The sequence below is a fragment of the Microcoleus sp. genome (assembly GCF_041354475.1).
Taxonomy (GTDB): domain Bacteria; phylum Cyanobacteriota; class Cyanobacteriia; order Cyanobacteriales; family Microcoleaceae; genus Microcoleus.
Genome location: NZ_JBGJZU010000113.1, coordinates 1 through 17,011 on the forward strand (window position 1 = coordinate 1; position 17,011 = coordinate 17,011).

Here is a 17,011-nt window from a genome sequence, read left to right on the forward strand (position 1 = left end):
TTATTGACGTTAACGAATCCTACACTAGCAAAACTTGCACCAAATGCGGACACAAACATTCAAAGCTTGGTGGTTCAAAAACATTTAAATGCCCTAACTGCGGTCACGAACACGACCGAGATTGGGGTGGCGCTCGAAACATTATGATTCGAGCTTTGAGGGACGGCTCCTTTGCTCTCTCTATCAATAGTGAGAGTATTGCTATCGCGTATGCCCTGTTTGTCCAGGGTTGTACAGCGTAACACCGTCAGCGCTAATCAGGACAATTTCCACAAAATCAATCTACTCCATCCGTGTCCATGCGTTTAAGGTGTTCCTGCCCCCAATCACACAGCGGTTTCAAGACAGGTATAAGTGTTTTGCCATATTCTGTGAAAGCATACTCAACTTTTGGAGGCATCTCTGCAAGCGTGTTACGGCTAACAATGCCATCACTTTCTAGTTCGCGCAGTTGCTGGATCATCATTTTTTCAGTAATTTCAGGAATTAACCGCTTCAATTCGCTGTATCTTCTTGCTTTATCCTTCAGATGCCATAGGATTAAGAGTTTCCATTTGCCACCCAAGACTTTCAACGTAGCTTGCACGAAAGGTGTCCCGTCAGTTTGTTCTGATTGCATGAGAATCACGTCCTAGCGAGTCCAGAGGCACTTACTTTTTTGTAGGTACTTCCCAAAAATTCATTAGCAGTATACCTTGGTGTTATTCAAATCCCATAACTTGTATTATTGGGAACCCTCGGCTTGAGGGAGATAGCCTACTTATCTTGGGATTAGTCGTCTACCCAACAGCGTAGGAAGTGAACTTTGGATTGGATCTAAAGATAGCTTTAGATCGGTTTAGGTAAGTTTTACGAAGCAGTTAATTATGCAGTCTCCTGCTGGAGTTGTGGCGATTACTCGGCACGTTAAGCCGGGATCTGAAGCTGTATTTGAAGAGGCAGTTCGGGGTGTAATTCTTGCAGCTAGCACCTTTCCGGGCTATGCGGGAGGTGAAGTTCTCTATCCCACAACGAAGCGTGGCGAATGGCAACTTATTCTGCGCTTCGACACCCTTGTTCATTTGCAAGAGTGGGAAGAATCTCCCATTTGTCAGGGCTGGATTGCTAGGGCAGATGCAATCACTATCGGCGATCCAAAAGTTTTGCGGGTTAATGGTTTAGAAGCCTGGTTTGTGCTGCCTGAAGTGCCGAATGCACTCCCACCCCCTAAATGGAAAACCGCTATTGTCAGCGCGATCGGTATTTATCCTGTCATTTCTCTGATGCCGATTCTGCTGAAACCAATCACAAATGGACTCCCTGCTTGGTTAGCAACCCTTGTAAGCATTGCCATCATGATGCCGTTGATGACTTGGGTCATCATGCCGCAGGTAACGCGATTGTTTAAGCCTTGGCTTTATCCTCCTGATGCAAAGCATTTAGCTCATAAATCATCTAACTCAAACCCAAATTAAAGGAATAGATTCATGGATAATCTGCAACTAGAAAATGGATTCCCGGTCAATCCTATCCGAGTCGGCGATGGGATTGTTCTCATCAACATATTTACACTCGATCCTGAAAAAACTGAGCAGTTTGTTTCTACTCAAGTTGCCGAGTATAAGAGATTGAAAGGTCAATTTCCAGGCAGTTATACAGCCAATCTGCACATTAGCCTCGATCGTACACGAGCTGCGAACTACGCTAATTTTGCATCAGTAGAAGATTATGCCGCGATGCGAAATAGCCCTGAGTTCGCTGACCATTTAAATCGTCTTCAGGGACTTGTTGTTAAGGCAGAACCCCAACTCTATCAAGTGATTTATACGCAGAATCTAGATATGCCAACTTCTGAAGAACCTTTACCCATGTTGCCCGATCCAGAACTTGCGCCAAAACTTGCGCCTCCTGCACTCAATTAATATTGCATGATATGGCAGATGTGATAGCTAACAGGCTTCTGAGAATGGGCGATGGACGAGCGGACAAACCATTCAAGTGAATGGTGGCATTTTGTAGGCATTTGATCATTTAGGAGAAATCGAAATCATGGACGTTGCAAATTCAATTGCTCTTGTAACCGGTGCCAATGGAGGATTGGGTCAATATTATGTTGAAGCGTTGCTGACGCACGGTGCTTCCAAAATTTATGCGGGTGCTCGTAACCCCAAAGCATTGGAGTCGCTAGTAACCGACTACCCCGATATCGTCATTCCCATTGCCCTCGATATTACAGATGAACAGTCCGTCAATCAGGCCGCCGCACAATGTTCAGACGTAACCTTGCTGATTAACAATGCCGGGGTTGGATTTAATCAGGGCTTGATTGCTGCGCCAGATCTTTCTAAAGCCCGGATGGAGATAGACGTTAACTATTTTGGAACCTTGATGATGTGTCGTGCTTTTGCGCCCGTGCTGAAGCAAAATGGCGGTGGGGCAATTGTCAACATGGTTTCAATGGTGGCACGAGTCAATCTTCCTTTCAATGGGAGCTACAGTGCATCCAAAGCAGCTACCCTCTCACTCACTCAGGGGGTTCGCGCAGAGTTGGCGACGCAAGGAACATTAGTCGTTGCGGTCTTGCCTGGAACGATTGATATCGGTATGGGTAAATCCTATCCTGACCCGAAGGTGTCGCCGGAGGAAGTGGTTAGTGATGCCCTAAAAGCCCTACTAGATAACCTTGAAGATGTCTATCCTGGTGAACAAGCTAAGCAAATGGCGGCAGAGTTGCTCAGAGATCCCAAGGCACTTGAAAAAGCTGTGGCAATGATGTTACCCAGTTCAACTTAATAAAACAAAGATTTACCGGGTAGTAATTACTCTCGTGGCTATCCGGTGATTGATAGAGCTTATATCTCTCAGGGAAATGGTTTCAGCGATTCCACCTCTGAATATTTTGTGCCGATCGATACAGTTTCCACCACAAATCCCAGAGATCCATAACGATCGCACCCCCGCCACAGTCCTGAAGTTGACACTCCTTGCCCACAGCCGACTCCCCACACACACAGTGTCAGTTAGAAAAGTGGCAAGCCTTTTTCCTGAAGATCCCCCTTTCGGATAAGATCAGATACGCAGCAACCAATGAGGAAATGATGGTATGAGTCAAGAGGATATTTTTGCTAGAGTCAAGAAAATCGTGGCAGATCAACTGGAAGTCGATCCGGCTGAAGTCAAGCCAGAAGCCAGCTTTGCTAACGATTTAGGAGCAGACTCCTTAGATACAGTAGAGTTGGTAATGGCTTTGGAAGAAGAGTTTGATATTGAAATTCCAGACGAGGCAGCCGAAGGAATTACCACCGTTCAAGCCTCTGTAGACTTCATCAGCAGCAAACTTGCCGCTCCAAAAGCATAAAATACCTGCCTTTTCCCCTAAGAGGAGACAAGTTAGACAACTGAAAACTCCTCTTTTGTTCTGCGTTCTGGGTGTTTAATTTTTTTGAAACTGAAATCATGACAAATTTAGAGCGTAAGCGCGTTGTTATTACGGGTCTCGGCGCGATTACACCGATCGGCAATACCTTGTCTGAATATTGGGACGGGTTGCTTGCTGGGAAGAATGGTATAGGCCCGATCACCTTATTCGACTCGTCGCGGCACGACTGTCGTATTGCCGGAGAGGTGAAGGGTTACGACCCACACGACTATTTAGAGCGCAAGGAAGCAAAGCGGATGGATCGCTTTGCTCAGTTTGGAGTTTCAGCTAGCAAACAGGCTCTGGCTGATGCGAAGTTTGAGATTAATGACCTGAACGCAGAACAGGTGGGTGTCATTCTTGGCACTGGCATTGGCGGCTTAAAGGTTTTAGAAGACCAGCAAGAGATTTATCTGAATCGCGGCCCCGATCGATGCAGCCCGTTTATGATTCCGATGATGATTGCGAATATGGCTGCTGGCCTGACCGCAATTCAAACGGGTGCTAAAGGTCCAAACTCTTGCACTGTTACCGCTTGCGCTGCGGGGTCAAATGCGGTGGGCGATGCGTTTCGCCTCGTGCAGGGGGGTTACGCCCAAGCCATGATTTGTGGCGGTACGGAAGCTGCGGTGACACCTTTGTGTGTGGCGGGTTTTGCTGCGGCGAGGGCGCTTTCGACTCGCAATGATGACCCAACTCATGCTTGCCGTCCTTTCGATCGCGATCGGGATGGTTTTGTCGTCGGCGAAGGTTCTGGCATTCTAATTCTCGAAGAAATGGAATATGCGATCGCCCGTGGAGCCAGAATTTACGCAGAAATCGTCGGCTACGGTTTAACTTGCGATGCCTACCACATGACTTCCCCAGTACCGGGGGGTAACGGTGCGTCGCGGGCAATGGCTTTAGCGCTCAAGGATGGGGGTTTGACACCAGATATGGTGAGCTATATCAATGCTCACGGTACTAGCACTCTTCCCAACGATTCTACGGAAACCAAGGCAATCAAAAAGACCTTGGGAGACCATGCTTACAAAATAGCAATCAGTTCTACCAAGTCAATGACCGGTCATCTTTTGGGTGGTTCTGGGGGAATTGAGGCGGTAGCTGCGGTAATGTCGATCGCCAACGACAAAATCCCGCCGACAATCAATCTGGAAAATCCCGATCCAGAGTGCGATTTGGACTATGTTCCACATCACAGTCGCGATCTAAAAGTTGATGTGGCGCTGTCGAATTCCTTTGGATTTGGTGGCCACAACGTGACACTGGCATTCAAAAAGTTTGTGCAGTAACGGACAATTTGAGAGTGGAGAGTAGATAGTTAAAAGGTGAAAAATTAATTTTTCACCTTTTAATTTTAGATTGGGCGATCGGCTATTAGCTGTAGGTGCAAATTTTAAACTATTGTAGGGTAGATCCCAAAGCCGACACTAATTGATTGTCGGAAGTAATTGCCGAATGAAGACAGGAATTGATATAACAACTACAGGACTTACGCATAACTAATGACTAATTTGGGCAAAATGCTTTTGCAATAAATTGTGAATAAATCGATAACGCCGATCGCCCGTTTTTTGCATCAGCAAGCGCCCCGCTGCTGCATCGAGGAAAAGACTGTAATTCCAAGGAATGTACCCATTAGACCACAGCACTAGGTGCAAGATAAATTTTTCAAGGGCTGGAATCCCCGGTAACAAAGCACTAATTACGGATGCGATCGCCCCTGCTATCAATCCCCAAATCGAGCCACTAACCAAAGTGGCCGCTAATCCCAAAATCACCCAAATCAGCCCGCCCAGCAGCTTAACTCCAAAGTAATACGCCCGCTGCTGTTCGCCAGTTTCTAGCCAGGTAAAGGGTATTTTATCGAGTAAAACTTCTTGAATTCCTTGCTGTTCCATCTTGTTCGCCAGCCATCCCAGCCAGTGCCGTATTTGTTCCGATCGCAGTTCTTTACCTCTGGGATACTGCTTCACTTCCCCAGTCATTTGGCGACGAATGTAGGCTGTCAATAGGTATTTGCGTTGTTCTTCCGCTGAATTTAAACGCTTCCAAGATTCGATTAATATGTCCTCGTAGGCCAAAGCCATCATGCTTAACAATAGTGGTGCTTTAGCCATTTTTAACAAATCCGGCTCCGGCTCAAGGCTATACCAAAGTTCGCGACTTCGGGCTTCTAAAAGATAATTTTTAATTTGAGTTTCTGTCAGAGGTTTCAATAAAACTGCTGCGTGCAGACTAAATCTATTTTGACAGTTTTTGTAAACTTCAAAATTGCTACAAACCACTAAGTGTTGAGGTTGTATTTCACTTTCAATAAACTGATTTATTGCTTGAATAGACAAGTCTTGGCGGTGAGTTTCTACTTCGTCTAAACCATCGATCAACGGCAGTAATTTGTGCTCGTTAAGCCACTTTTTACCTACAGCCGTGGGGATGTCGTATTTAAATTTAAGTTGAGCAATTAACCAATCGGCGATCGCCCCGGATTCGGCTTTCCAAGTACCGAGTTCAAATAGTATCGGTATCGGCTTTGTAGCATCTTTTTGGGCGCGGGAAACTAAGACCAGAGCTAATTCCAATAGTGTAGTGGTTTTTCCGGCACCCGTCGCGCCCAAAATGACCAATTTACCCCCCGTGCGATCGAACACTTTAGCCACGCTAGCTTTGGGAGGTAGTCGAAAACTAGGACGGTTTCCCACCTTGACTTCCACATCCCAACAGCGGTTGACACCGGGAGGCGCAGCTTCTTGACGGAGGTTGGATAATACGGCATTGTGCAAAGAGTGCGATCGAGATGCTTGGACTTCCCGTTTCACATCCTGGAGTAATCGATCGCGAGGCGGTTGTAATCTCAGATGAATCAATCTTGACATTTTAGTTAATCAGCTCAACCTTACCCTGGATGCTTGCTTTGCCAGATTAGGCACAACTGGCTCACAGCAACAGTAGCATCACTATAGGTGTTGAGTAAAGATTAACTAGAATTGGACATCTCCGGCAGCCGGAAGCACGGGGCTTTAGACCCATTTTTTGGGAGCATCCCGATTTTGCATAGGCGAAGCATGACCGCTGTAAATCTCTGGTTATCCCTAATAAATTGTCTGCGGTCATGCTTCGCCCCTAAGAATATATTTGTAAAATTGAGATGCACCCCATTTTTTCGGTAAACTTTGCCCTAATAGGATTGTTCTGTAGAATTTGCCCTCACCTCCTGTTGTTGATTATTCTGGATATAGCGCTTCCAAACATCCATAAATATTTCAAAAATATATGTCATTAAAAACTAGCCAAATCATCATCCTCTGCCTAGCAGGGCTATCAACGGCGATCGGAGTAGCCTGGGCAACCATACAGTCAGGTTCGATGCAAGTCTCAAATCCTGCCGTGACAGAATCAGCACTATCCGACAAAAAAACTACTTCAGCGGTTCCAACCACAATTCCTAAATCTCAGAATACCGAACCACTGGAACTAAAAACCAGACCCATCCAATCTCAGAAATTTCAACCTCAACCTGCCAAAAATTCCCCAGTTACATCTTCTGTAATCCCAGAAAACTCCAAGCAAAAAGTTGAGCCGATATCGATCACACCTCCCGATGGGGGCTGCAAAATCAGTATGGCTGTAGTCAGCGATCCCAATCCACCGCTAAATGTGCGATCGAACCCAGGATTAGCAGACAGCAAAATAGTAGGAACACTCAAAAATAATACCTTTGTTTCCGTCGCCGCAGAACAAAATGGCTGGTTACGAATTACCGATCCAGTTGCCGGTTGGATTGCCAAAAACCGCACCGAAAGTAGTTGTCCTAATGTCCGACAGGAGATTAATTTTTTGCCTGGGGGTAACGAGGCAATTGTGAAAGGTCGAATTATTGGTGGTGGCAGTCACTCTTACATAATTCGCATCCTTAAAGGTCAAACAATGACTGTGAGGAACCGCAAAGATGTTTTTCCACAAATTTTGAGTCCTGACGGGAAACTGTTGGGAGGAGATCCTTATCAAAACAATCCAACTGAGTGGAGTGGAAAAGTTCCCGTTACTGGTAATTACACATTTCAACTAGACTCAAATTTCCGTGGCTACGAATACGAATTTTCAGTAAAAGTCCGATAAAATTATCGGTGTGTAGTCAGGAATTTAGTGCTTTTGCTCCTCAACTATTGTTGAAGACTTTAGTCCTAACTAGAAACTTATGTGGTATTTGGTACATTAAGGAATCGCTCCTAGGGAAACATCCAGAATCGCAAACTTTTCCCAATCTTCTGAATCAAAGTGCCACCATTCTGTTGTGATTCCCATAAATCCTTGCTTTTTCATCGCATCTTCCAGCAATTGACGATTTTTCCGAGATTGCGCGCTGCCTCCTTGATAATCTCTGTGAGCTTTTACGGTAAAATCATCGTAAGGTGTGGGCATTTCTAATTCTTTGCCCGTGCGATCGACTAAAGTTAAATCAATAGCAGCACCGCGATTGTGACGCGAACCCCTCGCAGGATTAGCCACATAGCGGGGGTCTGGCAAAACTTGCCACATTTGTTTTGTAACAGAGAAAGGCCTGTAGCAATCGTAAACTTTCAAACCCAATCCGATTTTTTCTAAATCTGTTTGAACTAGCGCTAACTTTTGAGCAACAGAACTTCTCAAGGCACATTTGGCTGTGGAGTATAGTTTTCGTTTTAAGAAATTGTTAGCTGTGGCGTAGCGAATATCGAGACGAATGTTGGGATTGACAGTGCGGATGTCAACCAGTCGCGCCCAATTGGGAAGTTGACTCATGAAAATACTTTCAGGTACTACGGGGTTTAATTCTGGTTGGGGAGATTGCACTTGTGGGGGCTCCTGGGCACGGACAAATGTGGGATGGTGCAGACCTATCGCACATAGCAAAACTAGCATAAATGCGATCGGGTATTTTCCAAAACGTTTAAATTTCATAAAAACCTCACGGGATCTTAGAAACCCAGTGGCTTCAGCCCTGGGAGGAAAATATAATACCAATTTTAAAAAAGAATGCAACAGTAGTCTTGTCCCTCCCCTTTATAAGGGGGGGTTAGGGGGGGTCAAAGATTGTTGCACGATTTTAGAGAAATGGTATAAGTATCTGGAAGGAAACTTCCTATATATCAAAAAAAAGCGGCTCTGCTGGCCGCAGAACCGCCCTAAAATACGAGCGAAAATGCCAAATTAACGTACAGCACCCTCAACAGAAGGTGATTCGATGGTCTTCATGAAGTAAAGCTTCAGTAATTGCCAGCCATTGGACAAATACAGAGGCAATTTTTGGAACAATTGCAAGAATTTGGGAGTATTTGACTCAACAATTGCGGTCAATTTTTGATTGTTCTTGAGACAAACATCCAGACGTTCGTAAAATTCTGGATTGTTCACATCTAGCATGACTGGGAATACTCGACCGGCGGTTTCGTTGGTTTTTTTGATGACTTCGATGTCGTATTCGCGAGCATCTAGACCTAGCGATCGATAAAAACCCGCTCTCTGGATATCATTGAGATACATGGTGGCGAATACCGACAGCAAGAAGAAGCGACACCAAAGTTTTGCCTTCCAATCGTTCAACATCTGAGGCTGAGCTCTCATCACCGCATCGAAGAAATCTCCGTGGCGGTTTTCATCCTGACACCAATTTTCAAAGAATCGGAAAATCGGATAAATTTGGTCTTCAGGGTGAGCCTTTAAGTGTTGGTAAATGGTGATGTAGCGCCAATAACCAATCTTTTCAGACAAGTAAGTAGCGTAGAAAATGAACTTCGGCTTAAAGAAAGTGTAGCTGCGGCTCTTAGTCAGGAAACCCAAATCCAGGGACAAATTAAAATCCGACAAAGCTTTGTTGAGGAATCCGGCGTGCCGCGCTTCATCCCGTGACATGAGGGAGAAACCCTCCGCTAGCACAGGATTTTTGTCCTTGAGCTTGCGAGCCAATTCTTTGTACAGCAAGAACCCAGAAAACTCAGCCGTGCAGGAACGTTCCAGAAATTCAATGAATAACTGGCGCTTTTCGCCGTCAATGTGATCCCAAGATTGAGCGAACTCCTCATCCCGCACGAAGTGATTTTTGTTGTAGTCAACGCGGAACTCTTGCATGATTGCTTCTAGTTCGGCTTCGTTGATCGAGATGTCCATTTTTGCCATCTCGTCAAAATCTGTTGTGTAAAATCTCGGTGTGAGAATAGTTTCTTTGGCTGGGGTTTTTACTCCCGGCCGCATTTCTTCAAAAGTTGGTTTTTTGAGGGAATCTACCATATTTTTATTGGATTTTTGCTTATAACTACTGGCTGGTTTCAGTTTTCAGGTATGGCGATCGCCCGCGGTAGCCTCTATTTTTTTCCACGGAACTACGGTGGGGTAGTCTGGGTGGAATCAAGGGAGGCAAACCTGCTGTAATTTCCACGTTCTCCAGTGTACCAATTTCTTGACCCACGGAATATGTTGCTGGCATTAAGAATTGCTACGCAGAATTACTCATCGGCATCGGGAATTGGCGAATTGGGCAACCCCCCTGCCCCCCCAAGGGGGGAGCGAATTGGGCATGGGGAATTGGGTCCCATAATTTATGACCATGCACAAATAAAGTCGGGTGTCAAGCTGTTTAAACACCTAACCGACAGTACAGAATATAGATATAACGGACTCGAATTCTTAGAATAAGCAGGCAGGACGTTCAGAAAATGAGCAATTTAGGTGTTAGTTACCTTTTATGGGCTGCTTGTTTTTTCGGCCCCTTCGGACTCCACCGTCTTTATAACGGCAAGATTGGTACGGGTTTGCTGTGGCTGTTTACCTTTGGGTTATTTGGGTTTGGACAACTGTTTGACTTACTGTCGATCGCCCTGACGGGGCAGTTGCTGTCGATCGACACAGCACGATCGGCAAAATCAGCTAGAATGTTTGTTTGTCTATATCAGCAGAAGTATTTACGGTCATGGCAGTCCCTAAGAAGAAAACCTCCAAATCCAAGAAGAATATGCGTAAAGCAACCTGGAAGCGCAAAGCTGTGGTGGCAGCTCAGAAAGCTTTGTCCCTGGGCAAATCCGTTCTGACTGGACGTTCCAACAGCTTCGTGTATCCCGGCAATGAAGAAGAAGAGGAAGAGTAAAACAGGAAGATGGGGCATTGGGCCAACCCGATGCCCCATCATTCAATCACCTGTTTAATCTGATACGCTTCGGGCAAAATCAGCATGGCATCGCCAAAGGAATAAAAGCGGTACTCCTGGGCGATGGCCTCTCTATATAAATCCAGCACGCGCGATCGACCAATCATCCCACTGATCATCATCAACAAAGTAGAGCGGGGTAAGTGAAAATTGGTAATCATCCCATCTACTACCCGCCATTTATAACCGGGATAAATAAACAAATTTGTCTTGCCATAGAAAGGTTGCAAGGGAGAATCACCAATTTTGGTCTCTGTAGCCGCGGCCGCCCCTTCCAAAGCTCGCACTGCTGTCGTTCCCACAGCAATAATCCGCCCGCCTCTGGCTTTAGTTTCGCGGATTTTTTCGACGGTGGCGGCGGATACTTCCACCCATTCTTCGTGCATTTGGTGAGTTGTGACGTCTTCCACCTCCACGGGGCGAAAAGTCCCGACTCCAACATGGAGGGTGACAAAAGTTTTTTCAATTCCCCGCTGCTGCAAGCGGCTGAACAAGTCTTGGGTGAAGTGTAGGCCAGCAGTGGGGGCTGCGATCGCGCCTAGTCGATTAGCATAAACAGTCTGGTACTGTTCTGGTGCTGCTTGGGAATTGTCAATGTAGGGCGGTAGGGGTACGTGACCATAATCGTCCAAAAAAGGTATGAGAGACATTTCTGTGGGCAGATTAAACTCCAACAGGCGCCCTCCTGTGGCATCGTCCCTTTCTATAACTGTCGCAGTCAGGCGATCGGGTAGTGTGGCTAATGCTGCTTCGCCAAGGCAACAACAGGGGCCGGAGGCTTCCTCGTGGCCATGTGGAGCGATCCGATCGAACTCTATTTTCGCTCCCAACTTCAAGCGTTTTCCGGGTTTAACCAAAGCCAGCCAGCAATTGTGTTGTCGTTCTTCCATCAACAAGATCTCCACAGCCGGGCCATTGGGTTTGTGCCCGTAGAGCCTAGCTGGGAGTACGCGAGTATTGTTGAGTACCAGCAAATCGCCTGGGTTGAGCAAATCTGGCAAATCTTGGAAAATCCGGTGTTGTTGGGTGCTTGGAGAATCTACCACCAGCAAGCGGGAACTATCCCTAGGCACTACGGGATTTTGGGCAATGCGCGAGGGGGGAAGTTCGTAGTCATAGGCGTCCAAAGACCAGTCTATCTCTGTCATCGGGTGAATTCCTGTCAAAAATCTGTCAACTTGGTAACAAATTGGGTAAAAACCCCCATCCAAAGTAGGGTGCTTTTCCCCTTGTAGCGGCGGATCTAGAACGGGAGAATAGAGGTGTAGAATCAGCTTTGCTCGAAGGATAGTTATGGAATACCTCTACTACATCGCCAATACTAGCCTCACTCTGAGAGTCGTGGATTACCTACGCAGGGCTAGTCATCTGCCTTTGCAATTTATCACTGTTATTCACCAAATTAACGGTTGGGTAGTCAAGGTGAAAATGAGCCAATATTTAACTCCTGAAATGCACGGGGATTTTAGGGCTTTTATGAATGAACTTGGAATTCCTTACGATCCTGAAATTCGGTTACAAATGGCACTTTGGAGTTTGGAAACGGGCCAGTCGCCGCTGAGCGTGATGCGCCGTTACCAGGTAGCCGTAGTTTGTCACGGAAGTCCCGATCGCAAGGAAATTGAAGCCTTTCGCCATCAGTTTGTCAAGGGACTCGGATATTGTCCCGAAACTTTGGCCTAAGCTCACGACTCAAAAAAATGCCAGTTATAGCATTCCGGGGGCTTGAGCAATTCCATAATTTAACATCTAATATCTCAAATCTCAAATTAGATGACATTTCTAATGGCTAAAAGCCGAGCGAATGTATTCTTGCAAAGTGAGCACGTAACTACCTGTAAGTGCGGGTTGAGAGTTGGCTGTCGTTGATGATAATCTTTTGTGAGTCTTTAGCCCTGAAGATTCGCACCTGACGAGGGCGACATCAAAACGACAGGGATTATTTGCTAAATCTGGGTAAGCACTTAAAAATATTTCGGCAGTTTGCCAAATTTTTGCTTGTTTGGCCGCACTAATAGCCAGGATTCCATCGGTATCCCAATTGCCCCGACTGCGAGTTTTAACCTCTACAAATGCTAAAGTCGGAGATGGGAAATCGGGAATGGGGAATCGGGAGTTTTGATGACATTCCTGGATTGTACTCTCTCGATCTGTTCCCTGTGCAATGATATCAATTTCTCCCCATCGACAGTGCCATTGTCGGTGCAGGATTTCCCAGCCTTGCTGCTGCAACCACTCGGAGACTAAGTTTTCTCCTAAAGTGCCGAGTAGGCGAGAGTGGGAAGATGGGGAACAATTGGAGTCAGCAAGAGCAATCCGGTTCGAGGGCTTCGCTAACGGGCGATCGCCTTTTCTGGTAAAATTCAATTTTGAACTATCGCAGATGCTCATTAGCGCTAACTTGTATGAATTCTCGAATTCGCCAACATATTTATACTTTCTTGCTCAGTGTTGTTATTTTAGCAGTATTTGTCGCTGGGGCGATCGGCATTAATCCCGCACCAGCCCTAGCCTTGGATCACGACAAAGAAATTCTTGTTGGCGCTGATTTTACAGGCCGGGTGCTCACAGACGACAGTTTTAATAAAGCTAATCTTCGCAACAGCAATTTTACCAATGCAGATTTGCGGGGCGTGAGTTTTTTTGCAGCCAATATGGAAGAAGCAAATTTAGAAGGTGCTAATTTCACAGGTGCTACTTTAGATTTGGCTCGCATGATGAAAGCAAATTTAACTAATGCTATTCTTGAGGGTGCTTTTGCTTACAATACTAGGCTGGAAGGAGCCGTCATTGACGGTGCTGATTTTACTGAGACATTGCTGCGAGATGATATGATAAAAAAACTTTGTCAAGTGGCAAAAGGTACTAATCCGGTGACAGGTAGGGCTACTCGCGAAACTCTGTTTTGCGATTATTAAAAATTGAGATCGAATCCGTTGCCCGATCGCCATGATATCAATTGCGGTGGCACCGGAACGATATAACCGCAGAGAACACAGAGTCCGAGAAGAGAGAGGATTTGAGCTCAACCGTCGATACTTCGGGATTTCGGGTTCGGCCATGTGATGCTAGTATCGGCGGCGATGAGACGAGAAACCGCGATCGCCCCAAACCGATTAAGATGGCTAGGATCAAAAAAATACTCATGGCGACTGGGCCACTGCTGGGATAAGTCGCGGAAAGCGAAACCTTTTTGGCGGGAGAGTTGCTGCATTCGTTGCCGAAATTGTTCTTGGGCCCAGATACGAGTGTCGTCTAGATAGTCGTCGGTGAGGGGTAAATTCACAAAAACCAATGGAATTTTGCGACTTTTTGTCAAAGCGATGACTGAATTGAAGGCTTGGGCTTGTTTACCAGCGAGGTTAAAGTTTTCGTAGTCGCGATCGAATCTACCAGAAACATAAGGGCGATCGTTATAGTAGGTGTTGGGATTGTAACGGACAGACAGGGGCATAAATCCGTTGGAGTCGATCGAGTCTGCCAAGTCGCTGACTGGATTGATGGCCATGACAGCAGTGTTAGCAACCGGCAAGATACCTATTCTACGATCGTCCATTTTAGCAACAGGCAAGATACTTGCTTTGTGGAAACCACCCCTGCGACAAGGTTGGGGAAATTGGTAACACTGGGGAATCACACTGGGTTCATCTTCTGGCAGTTTAGGGCGAATACCGGCAACTAAAAGTTGATTGCCCTCAGAAGCGATAATTGAGTTAAAAGTGCGATCGACTCTACCACTATTGAACGCCCGTACTCCATCAGCCCAGACAATCATTTGAGGTAAATGCTGGGGTTTTAATAGTCGCCGCAGTTGAAAGTCAACTACTTGTGCGGTGGCACCATTGACTGCAAAATTAAATATGGTTAAGCCCGATCGACCCTTTTGCGCCAAAGATTGTTTTAGTGCTTTGGGATCGACACCTTGGAGCGCCCGCGAACTCCCCACAATCAAAACATCAGGCGGGCCCACCGTCGCCACGTAGGATAGGTAAAGTTCTAGCTGTTGGTTAAGCAAATCGCTACTGAAGCTGGCGGAAGTTTGACGGTTTGCACCTGCTTGCTGTTGCGAATAAGCCAGGTTTCTCATGTATTCCACCACTTTTTTCTCAGCAAAAGCCCGTTTGGGACTGCTTGGAGGAACAGCTTGCATCCAAGCTACAGCTTGCACCCACAGGGCTGCTACTTCGTCCCACTCTTGTTTTGAATTGGCTGATTGAGCCAAATTAGAGGCTTGGGTAGCAAAGTTTACTGACTCCGTGAAGCCATCATTTTCGGCGCAAGAACGCGCGCTAGCGAACTTTTTGGGTTTTTTGGAGTTATTAGCCAGAACAGGTTCCAGGGGCTGTGCTTGGACTGGCGAGATTTCCCTCCGCGTCAGTACAGTGTGGGGCGGATTGGTTGAGGAACATCCCAAAGTTACTGCTAGCAAGGTGGCTATGGTCCAGCTACGTTTGAGGATATGGGTGCTGAGACTAACAATGTCGTCGCGAATCATAAAGCTTTCAGCTAGTTATCGATTTGAGATTAGGGATTTGAGATGGTTATATCCTTATATTCTAGAGCGAGTTCACTAGCTATCGATTACTGTTGGGTTAGGGTATTTCTGTGTGGGATGAGATCGCGCATCTTTTTAACCCTCAACCACAGGTCTGTTTGCGATAAATTGCTTAACACGGTTCACTAACAAGTAGCACGACAAACCTGCGAGTGCTGCTATTAAAATCACCCTTAACTGCTTGAGTGCAAATAGCAAAGAGTGCGAAAACGACAGTTGCATGGCCTGGTTATTCCCGTAAATTTGAGTATCTATGGGCTTAAATGTATAAACTAAAGCATTAAAAAATGAACTAGGATGCTGTTCATCAACTGCGACAAAAGGATGATTTACGCCCACAAAAGAGATAAAAATTGACAAACAACTCACAATTATAAAAGCTGTTCTTAACTGTTTTGAATTTTTGATATCATTTCTGATTTGAGCTAGTGGTAGGCAGAGCAAAAACATGAGATTGGCATACCATCTGACTCCATAAGAATACCCACTGTAATTGTTAGAACGCAGAATGTACATCAGGACATAGGCAGAAGATGCCAAAAAAATTAACAGATATTCTTGGCGATATTTAAAATCTTTGTTTTGGTAAATTTTCACAAATCCCCAAATAGAAAATACTAAGACAGGAGTATAAGAAATCAAGCCTCGATGACCGATAATCATATGAAAAGCATAATTTAGTAAAGCCGGAAAATTTGAGTGATATGCTAAACCAGAAAGGGTTGTACTATCGAAGACAGAACCGGGATATTCCCACAGAGACTTATTCATAGAAGGCGGCCGCAGACTCCCAGAGGTGTAAAGATTTAACTGTAAGTAAATTATCAGGACTAAAGCGCAAGCTAAAGAAAAAACTATCTTTGATTTCAGGGGTTTATTAAAAAAGGTGACGGCCAGAAATGGCAGAAAAATAAAAGCTACTACATCAATGCTACCAGCTAAGGTAATTAACAAACCTGAAAGCAGAGAATGTGTAATACTTTCTTTGACCCTGAGTAAATAGTAAAAACCAGCAATAAGTAAACTTCCACTAACCACATGATTGCTGAATACAGTTGAGTAAGGTAACAAGAGAGTCCCCGTACCCGCAATAATTAAAATTACATTTTTAAGAGTATGGAAAATCTATTTCAATTTGTAACGATCGCTTCACAAATTACTTCGACTCGATGACGGCTTCAGCTTCCAGGGCGATCGATCGCAATTTATCCAGTATATCCTGGCTGGCAGACTCCCACAACCCCCGCTGACGAGCTTCTAACAATCTTTCCGCCATATCTCGCAGTGCCCAAGGATTATTTTCCTGGATAAATCCCTGCACTTTTTCGTCAAAAATGTAAGCCTCAGCGATTCCCTCATACATAAAATCCTCAACACAATTTGCGGTAGCATCATAAGCAAACAAAAAATCAACAGTTGCTGCAATTTCAAACGCACCCTTATAACCATGTCGCATGGCACCTTCAATCCATTTAGGATTCACAGCCCTGCTGCGATAAACCCGCGCAATTTCTTCCCGCAGTTGTCGCACTTTGGGATTCTCAGGAATTGAATTATCTCCGAAATAAGTTTCAGGATTTTTGCCTTGCAAATTGCGAATTGCCGCCGTCATTCCACCTTGGAATTGATAATAATCGTCGGAGTCTAAAATGTCGTGTTCGCGGTTGTCTTGGTTTTGCAGAACTATTTGCATTTGGGTGAGGCGTTTGGTAAATGCTTCGGGTGCCGAACATCCCCATTCACTCCCGGTAAATTCACCCCCCCTAGCCCCCCCTTGGTAAGGGGGGGGACAAGAATTGGAATTAGCCCCCCCTTGGTAAGGGGGGGTTGGGGGGGTATTCATGGAATTAGCCCCCCCTTGGTAAGGGGGGGTTGGGGG

The 17,011-nt window shown here is 45.6% G+C and carries 20 protein-coding genes and 1 pseudogene; 11 read left to right on the forward strand and 10 right to left on the reverse strand.

The features are described from left to right. Nucleotides 1-2: 2 nt before the first annotated feature. Entirely contained in the window at nt 3-242 is a 240-nt protein-coding gene (locus tag ACBR23_RS26715) for a zinc ribbon domain-containing protein (protein ID WP_371115885.1), read from the forward strand. A 35-nt stretch (nt 243-277) separates the two neighbouring features. Here ACBR23_RS26715 and ACBR23_RS26720 read toward each other — a convergent pair whose 3' ends face one another. Then, complete coding sequence (locus ACBR23_RS26720) at nt 278-619, reverse strand: winged helix-turn-helix transcriptional regulator (RefSeq protein WP_371120733.1); 342 nt, start codon at nt 617-619, stop codon at nt 278-280. 247 nt (nt 620-866) lie between these two features. Between ACBR23_RS26720 and ACBR23_RS26725 the strand changes: the two genes are divergently transcribed. The 5 genes from ACBR23_RS26725 (at nt 867) to fabF (ending at nt 4,689) form a co-directional block, all read left to right on the forward strand. Further along, a complete protein-coding gene (locus ACBR23_RS26725; protein ID WP_371120734.1) occupies nt 867-1,454 on the forward strand; it encodes an antibiotic biosynthesis monooxygenase in 588 nt (195 codons plus the stop codon). 12 nt (nt 1,455-1,466) lie between these two features. After that, nucleotides 1,467-1,901, forward strand: coding sequence for a putative quinol monooxygenase (locus ACBR23_RS26730; RefSeq protein WP_371120735.1), 435 nt, complete (start codon nt 1,467-1,469; stop codon nt 1,899-1,901). 127 nt (nt 1,902-2,028) lie between these two features. Then, entirely contained in the window at nt 2,029-2,772 is a 744-nt protein-coding gene (locus ACBR23_RS26735) for an SDR family oxidoreductase (protein ID WP_371120736.1), read from the forward strand. A 310-nt stretch (nt 2,773-3,082) separates the two neighbouring features. Continuing rightward, complete coding sequence (acpP, locus tag ACBR23_RS26740) at nt 3,083-3,337, forward strand: acyl carrier protein (protein WP_341734210.1); 255 nt, start codon at nt 3,083-3,085, stop codon at nt 3,335-3,337. Nucleotides 3,338-3,435: 98 nt separating this feature from the next. After that, a complete protein-coding gene (gene fabF, locus ACBR23_RS26745) occupies nt 3,436-4,689 on the forward strand; it encodes a beta-ketoacyl-ACP synthase II (protein WP_371120737.1) in 1,254 nt (417 codons plus the stop codon). Between the two features lie 210 nt (nt 4,690-4,899). Here fabF and ACBR23_RS26750 read toward each other — a convergent pair whose 3' ends face one another. Next, on the reverse strand, nt 4,900-6,273 hold the full coding sequence (locus ACBR23_RS26750) for an NACHT domain-containing protein (RefSeq protein WP_371120738.1): 1,374 nt from the start codon (nt 6,271-6,273) through the stop codon (nt 4,900-4,902). Between the two features lie 397 nt (nt 6,274-6,670). Between ACBR23_RS26750 and ACBR23_RS26755 the strand changes: the two genes are divergently transcribed. After that, nucleotides 6,671-7,516 (forward strand): SH3 domain-containing protein, encoded by an 846-nt coding sequence (locus tag ACBR23_RS26755; protein ID WP_371120739.1) that lies wholly within the window; start codon nt 6,671-6,673, stop codon nt 7,514-7,516. 96 nt (nt 7,517-7,612) lie between these two features. Here the strand turns inward: ACBR23_RS26755 and ACBR23_RS26760 are convergent, their stop codons facing one another. The 3 genes from ACBR23_RS26760 to ACBR23_RS26770 all read right to left on the reverse strand — a co-directional run bounded on the left by ACBR23_RS26760 (nt 7,613) and on the right by ACBR23_RS26770 (nt 9,860). Further along, a complete protein-coding gene (locus ACBR23_RS26760) occupies nt 7,613-8,338 on the reverse strand; it encodes a M15 family metallopeptidase (RefSeq protein ID WP_371120740.1) in 726 nt (241 codons plus the stop codon). A gap of 249 nt (nt 8,339-8,587) precedes the next feature. Then, complete coding sequence (gene acsF, locus ACBR23_RS26765) at nt 8,588-9,664, reverse strand: magnesium-protoporphyrin IX monomethyl ester (oxidative) cyclase (protein ID WP_341737769.1); 1,077 nt, start codon at nt 9,662-9,664, stop codon at nt 8,588-8,590. A 25-nt stretch (nt 9,665-9,689) separates the two neighbouring features. Continuing rightward, nucleotides 9,690-9,860 (reverse strand): hypothetical protein, encoded by a 171-nt coding sequence (locus ACBR23_RS26770; protein WP_341737770.1) that lies wholly within the window; start codon nt 9,858-9,860, stop codon nt 9,690-9,692. 229 nt (nt 9,861-10,089) lie between these two features. Here ACBR23_RS26770 and ACBR23_RS26775 point away from each other — a divergent pair. Beyond that, nucleotides 10,090-10,227 (forward strand): annotated as a pseudogene (locus ACBR23_RS26775) (NINE protein); the annotation flags it as partial. Between the two features lie 116 nt (nt 10,228-10,343). Next, entirely contained in the window at nt 10,344-10,517 is a 174-nt protein-coding gene (gene rpmF, locus ACBR23_RS26780) for a 50S ribosomal protein L32 (protein ID WP_006632406.1), read from the forward strand. Between the two features lie 38 nt (nt 10,518-10,555). On the opposite strand, the gene queA is transcribed toward rpmF, so the two are convergent. Further along, entirely contained in the window at nt 10,556-11,725 is a 1,170-nt protein-coding gene (gene queA / locus ACBR23_RS26785; protein WP_371120741.1) for a tRNA preQ1(34) S-adenosylmethionine ribosyltransferase-isomerase QueA, read from the reverse strand. Between the two features lie 145 nt (nt 11,726-11,870). Between queA and ACBR23_RS26790 the strand changes: the two genes are divergently transcribed. Continuing rightward, nucleotides 11,871-12,260, forward strand: coding sequence for a hypothetical protein (locus ACBR23_RS26790; RefSeq protein ID WP_340521259.1), 390 nt, complete (start codon nt 11,871-11,873; stop codon nt 12,258-12,260). Between the two features lie 99 nt (nt 12,261-12,359). Here ACBR23_RS26790 and ACBR23_RS26795 read toward each other — a convergent pair whose 3' ends face one another. Then, the gene (locus ACBR23_RS26795) at nt 12,360-12,968 is read right to left on the reverse strand and encodes a YraN family protein (RefSeq protein WP_341737773.1); all 609 of its coding nucleotides are present in this window, start codon (nt 12,966-12,968) and stop codon (nt 12,360-12,362) included. Between the two features lie 14 nt (nt 12,969-12,982). On the opposite strand from ACBR23_RS26795, the gene ACBR23_RS26800 reads away from it, so the two are divergent. After that, complete coding sequence (locus ACBR23_RS26800) at nt 12,983-13,495, forward strand: pentapeptide repeat-containing protein (protein WP_371116669.1); 513 nt, start codon at nt 12,983-12,985, stop codon at nt 13,493-13,495. A gap of 107 nt (nt 13,496-13,602) precedes the next feature. Here ACBR23_RS26800 and ACBR23_RS26805 read toward each other — a convergent pair whose 3' ends face one another. From ACBR23_RS26805 to ACBR23_RS26815, 3 genes are all read right to left on the reverse strand, one after another. Then, nucleotides 13,603-15,072, reverse strand: a complete 1,470-nt coding sequence (locus ACBR23_RS26805; protein WP_371116668.1) for a hypothetical protein — start codon at nt 15,070-15,072, stop codon at nt 13,603-13,605. 135 nt (nt 15,073-15,207) lie between these two features. Further along, nucleotides 15,208-16,203 carry a hypothetical protein gene (locus ACBR23_RS26810; protein ID WP_371120742.1) on the reverse strand — a complete coding sequence of 332 codons (996 nt, stop codon included), beginning with the start codon at nt 16,201-16,203 and terminating at the stop codon, nt 15,208-15,210. 85 nt (nt 16,204-16,288) lie between these two features. Beyond that, nucleotides 16,289-17,011 (reverse strand): cobaltochelatase subunit CobN (locus tag ACBR23_RS26815; protein ID WP_371125711.1); only part of this gene is annotated, 723 nt, incomplete at its 5' end.